Source organism: Staphylococcus sp. HMSC035D11 (genome assembly GCF_001836075.1).
Classification (GTDB): Bacteria; Bacillota; Bacilli; order Staphylococcales; family Staphylococcaceae; genus Staphylococcus; species Staphylococcus hominis.
The window spans coordinates 1-588 of record NZ_KV827269.1 but is presented as its reverse complement, the minus strand read 5'-3'; the positions used below and the strand labels follow the sequence as shown (position 1 = coordinate 588).

Annotated in this window: 1 protein-coding gene; it reads right to left on the bottom strand. The window is 33.8% G+C overall.

Annotation, left to right across the window (positions count from 1 at the left end; translation table 11 throughout):
- Window positions 1-588: MobA/MobL family protein (locus tag HMPREF2647_RS08360; protein ID WP_176746922.1), on the bottom strand; the 588-nt coding region annotated here is incomplete at both ends.

Sequence of the window (588 nt, the reverse complement as noted above, 5' to 3'; positions counted from 1 at the left end):
ATGCACTATCAAACGTATTTTTAATGGTTTCTTTCGCTTCTGAATAGCCAACGTCACGTTGATATCTATCAATTAAAACAGAATAACTCTGTTCATTTTTGCTTACTCGATCATTAGCGTTTTGAACAAGTAATCTAATTGCATTTTGTGCTTCTTCTTTCTCTTTATCACTATATATTTCTGATACTTCGTCACGATTATATCGTCTAATCTCTTCATTTTTCTGTCCGTAATACGTAACGGGTTGGTACTCGATACCCTCTTTTTCACAGCGTTTTTGTTCATTTTTTTCTAGTCGGTATTCTTCTCTAGTCAGTGGAATTTCGGCGATTTTTTCTAAGCCTTGTTCTTCAAAAGAACGACTATCATATCGTCTTAAACTTTGTTCTCTTTCTGAATATTGATTTAATTTTAACTCCCAATGCTTACGAACTTCTTTAAAATCAAAGTCGGCAAAGCGTTCTTGTTTTCTAACTTTATTACCATTTTTATTTAAAATCGCATCCCCGTTTTCATCATAGCGTGTTCTCGTTTTTGTCTTTTTTCCCCAAGTACCGTCTGAATTAAACGGTCTTTGGGTCAATAACA